Raw genomic sequence first — 3,333 nt, 5'->3', positions numbered from 1 at the left:
CAAGGCAACAAAACAAACCTTTGACGACAACCACTTGTTAAAGGAACATCTGAATGTGATCCGTCAACAAGGGTACGCTATTGATGATGAAGAAACAGAAGTGGGTTTACGCTGCGTTGCTGCACCGATATTTTATAATGACAATGTGATTGCAGCGTTGGCTGTATCCGGCCCTGCCGCAAGATTAAGCCGAAAAAGAGATCGGGCAGTTAGTAAAAAATTGAGGGAATGTAGCGCTAAGATATCCAGTCTCCTTTAGTATATTTACTAACTTGTTCAGACTGTTGTTACCATAAAAACTTCCTAATTGTAGAGTACGTAATTACAGCATCTTTCAAAGGAGCCCCTGAATCTGGAGGCTCCTTTTGGTGTCGTGAAATAAAATGGACTCTCCCCACCTAAAGGACGAATAACAAAAGGCTACATGATTGTTTCTGTATCAGAAACATTTAAGGGTCATTTTGTTTGTTTTCAATTCGTTGAGTATGATTAACGAGAATGTTCACATAATCCTTTTCGGGAGTGGATCACATGAATATTGAGCAATTGGAGTATCTGGAACATTTGGAGTATTTGGAAAAGGAACTTATACTAACAGATTTCACAAACGATAATGCTCTGGAATTGGGATTGATTATTATTAATCTTGCGAAAGCACAGAAAAACCCAGTAGCTATTCTAATCGAACGAGACAACGTCCCTATTTTCACTTATCTAATGGAAAATGCATCTATTGAATGCATCCCTATGTTGTACAGAAAAAAAAGGATCGTTGATCAATATAACAAAAGCTCCGCCTACATTTCATGTTTTTCTCCTTTAGAATTTAAATCACTTGGGGGTTCGTTTCCGCTTCGTATAAAAAATGTCGGAGTGGTTGGTTCCGTTTCGGTCGCTAGCTATTCTGGCATTATAGACCATAATATTACCGTAGAAGGATTACAGCAATTCATACGTTTTTACGAGGACTGATTTTCTTATGTTTTTTGATTAAACTCGATGAATTTCGTCAACTGTTCACGGTTTGGTGTCTCCACATCCCCCTCCGATGATTGCCATTGAAGCTTACGCTGCAGACCTGGGCATGATCATTCTTTACTCGTTCCTTGTCCGTATTCCTGCAGCGATACTTGCCGGGCCGGTGTTCGGTAAATTCATTGGGAAACGGATACGAACCGAGCCACCTGAAGAGCTTGCCGAGCAGTTTTCAATCAAAACCGAATCGGGGACTGCCCGACTTCGGCATCACTTTGTTTATGATCCTCTGCCGGTGGTTCTAATGCTTATCGGCTCTGCAGCCGATATTATCGATCCGGAGTCCACAAGCTCCATATCTGTAATCTGCAAAATTATTGGTCATGAAGTCGTTGCACTGCTCATTGCTGCGGTCTTCTCATTCTTCTCGCTTGGATTCGCTCGAGGCTTTCACCAGCGAATGTCTCGCTCCGATCGCTCCGATCATTCTGATCATCGGCGCTGGCGGTGCATTCAAGCAAGTTCTGATTACTAGCGGTGTCGGCAATGCCATTGCCGAAATTGCAACCAGTGCAAATATCAATGTTATCCTGTTTGCTTGGCTTGCCTCTGCACTCATCCTGGTCGCAACCGGTTCGGGGACCGCTATCTGGTAGCGCCGTTATTTTGTTTAGTCGGGTCAATTGGTATAACGTCTACAACTTCATTCTCGCTTGCCCTAGAATCTCACAGCCATAGCGGCCATAGCTGGAAGTGCGTCTGCGCTCCTGGGCCTGTTGCCGTTCCTGCTCGGGGCTGCCATATCTCCGCTAGTCGGTATCGCTGGAGAATTTACTGCTATTACTATGGGCTTAATCATCCTTGTGTCCAGTTTACTCGCGCTTTTGGCATACTACGGCCTGCGTAAATGTGGATTCCTAAAAACCGTGGAATTACTGAGGTTATTGTTAACCTTGAAGTTCATTCACGTCGTATCGTGACCATTATGCAAATTTTCTTTCAGTGCTTCACTTATGATCTTCGTCATGGGTAAATTCCGAAGTTTAATATGATAAGCCAGGTACAGCTCATTGGTCACCTTAAAACGAGGAAATATTATTTTTACGGTTTTATTATGCAATGACTTTTTAAGCATATACGTTGGTAGTGCACTGATTCCCTCCCCATGTTCTATTGCTGTCAAAATCGAATGAAGATCCGGAAGAACGTGCTTGATTTGCATATGCGGCCTTTTCTTAAAGTGTTCTCTCCAAAATCTTCGTATGATCGGCAGATCACTACCATAACTGATCCAGTCTTGTGAGCACAACCAGGCTTCAAAACGTTCGCTATCTTCAAAATCGATTTCTTCAAAGTTATAAGGTGCAACCAACACAAACTCTTCCTGAACATAATGGATATATTCGATACCAGGGGCAGGGATTTTTTTGACGTTATAATCATGTCGAGCTTTTCTTCGATTAATAACTCAAGAATATCGGAGGCAATCCCAAAAGTCGCATTAATCCGAAACGGAAATTCTCCCAAATGGGGGGCTAAATTCTCACGAAAATATTCATGGGCTGTACCAATCTTAACCATAGGGATAGTTAAAGAAGTGTCCATCTTGAATTTTTGTGTAGTTTCTTCCAAGGCTTCGATCAACGGAACCACTTGTGTGTAAAGTTCCTTCCCTTTTTCAGTGGGGACCATCTTTCTTGTGGTTCTGGTAAATAATTTTTCGCCAAGTTCGGCTTCCAATGCCGCAAGATGTTGGCTCATTGCCGGTTGAGTCATTAGCCTTGTTTTGGCTGCTTCCGATACTGATCTATGTTTATAGATGCTGATAAAACTTCGGTACCATTCAAAATCGACCATTGCTTCATCCCCTTTAGCTATGGAAATATGAAGAAGGGTAAGCATAGCTTACCCTTACCGTAAATCAAGCCTTAATACTCTTTTTCTGTTGTTGAGCACCCCATAGCGTAAATACAATTCCGACAACGGTAACGATGGAAGCAACCCAAGGAACAGCAGCTAGTCCTCCCCCAAATTGTACATCTATAACCAAGCCTCCGACATATGCACCAAGCGCATTACCAAGGTTAAAAGCTGCAATATTTAAAGTCGACGCAAGCGTTGGAGCTTCTTTGGCCGTATTCAGCATGTGGAGCTGCAATCCCGGTACTGTTCCAAAAGCAGCTATTCCCAATATAAAGATAGTGATCAAAGCAGGCACTTTATACTGATCCGTAATTGCGAATACTGCCAAAACGATGGCCAACAAAACGAGTATCCCAAGGAGAGACGGCATTAATTTACGGTCAGCCAGTTTGCCACCAATGATATTTCCAATCGTGATTCCGGCCCCAAACAAGA

General features: G+C 42.7%; 4 protein-coding genes and 2 pseudogenes. 3 read left to right on the top strand and 3 right to left on the bottom strand.

Features of this window, described 5'->3' with window-relative positions:
* The 3 genes and pseudogenes from CPT76_RS35400 to CPT76_RS35390 all read left to right on the top strand — a co-directional run.
* A partial coding sequence (locus tag CPT76_RS35400; protein WP_219845497.1) for an IclR family transcriptional regulator C-terminal domain-containing protein occupies positions 1-259 on the top strand: 259 nt, incomplete at its 5' end.
* A gap of 272 nt (positions 260-531) precedes the next feature.
* On the top strand, positions 532-972 hold the full coding sequence (locus tag CPT76_RS35395) for a heme-binding protein (RefSeq protein ID WP_105446214.1): 441 nt from the start codon (positions 532-534) through the stop codon (positions 970-972).
* A gap of 76 nt (positions 973-1,048) precedes the next feature.
* Positions 1,049-1,631, top strand: a pseudogene (locus CPT76_RS35390) (GntT/GntP/DsdX family permease).
* A gap of 308 nt (positions 1,632-1,939) precedes the next feature.
* Here CPT76_RS35390 and CPT76_RS41770 read toward each other — a convergent pair.
* From CPT76_RS41770 to CPT76_RS35380, 3 genes and pseudogenes are all read right to left on the bottom strand, one after another.
* Positions 1,940-2,350: a LysR substrate-binding domain-containing protein gene (locus CPT76_RS41770; RefSeq protein ID WP_308737733.1), complete on the bottom strand. Its 411-nt coding sequence runs from the start codon at positions 2,348-2,350 to the stop codon at positions 1,940-1,942.
* 353 nt (positions 2,351-2,703) lie between these two features.
* Positions 2,704-2,832 (bottom strand): annotated as a pseudogene (locus CPT76_RS41765) (helix-turn-helix domain-containing protein); the annotation flags it as partial.
* 64 nt (positions 2,833-2,896) lie between these two features.
* Positions 2,897-3,333: MFS transporter (locus tag CPT76_RS35380; protein WP_146116545.1), on the bottom strand; the 437-nt coding region annotated here is incomplete at its 5' end.

The sequence above is a fragment of the Paenibacillus sp. AR247 genome (assembly GCF_002968895.1).
In the GTDB taxonomy this organism is placed as follows: domain Bacteria; phylum Bacillota; class Bacilli; order Paenibacillales; family Paenibacillaceae; genus Paenibacillus_AQ; species Paenibacillus_AQ favisporus.
The sequence above is the reverse complement of the archived record's forward strand: the minus strand, read 5'-3'. Positions and strand labels throughout refer to the sequence as shown.

Bases quoted from the DNA above. Each gene is read 5' to 3' on its own strand.
- CPT76_RS35395 (WP_105446214.1), top strand. From the start codon at position 532: ATGAATATTGAGCAATTGGAGTATCTGGAACATTTGGAGTATTTGGAA.